1 protein-coding gene is annotated in these 393 nt (G+C 70.2%); it reads left to right on the plus strand.

Annotated elements, in window-relative coordinates; translation table 11 throughout:
- Nucleotides 1–29: 29 nt before the first annotated feature.
- Nucleotides 30–393 (plus strand): hypothetical protein (locus SB773_RS30260; protein WP_410593885.1); only part of this gene is annotated, 364 nt, incomplete at its 3' end.

A 393-nucleotide genomic window follows, 5' to 3' on the forward strand; every position in this document is an offset into this window, starting at 1 on the left:
CTCTCCTCTGGTGCAATCTGCCCTGTGCGATGTCGGAGCCCAACCGGGTCCACGGCCTGCACAGCCTCCGGACGCTGCTGGGAGACGAGAACACCTCCCTGCTCATGCGGTCGCGGTACGGCTTCACCGAGCTGAACCTCCACGCGATCGCCGGGACGGAGACCCACGAGATGTCGGCGGTCACCCGCGAGTGGCTGTCCCAGCTGGAGCAGGGCGCGACCTGGCGGGGCGCCGTCATGACCACCCCGAGCGGTGAGCTGGCCCGCCACGTCTGGGCGCGGATGCGCGAGGTCCCCGTCCGCAGCTGGCCGGGACGCGCCGTCCGTCAGTTCCGTCAGGTGGTCGGCCGGTCACCACCGAAGGTGGCGTCGTCATCCTCGACGACATCTTCCC

The organism is Bacillus sp. SIMBA_074 (assembly GCF_046534555.1).
Taxonomy (GTDB): Bacteria; Bacillota; Bacilli; order Bacillales; family Bacillaceae_G; genus Bacillus_A; species Bacillus_A mycoides.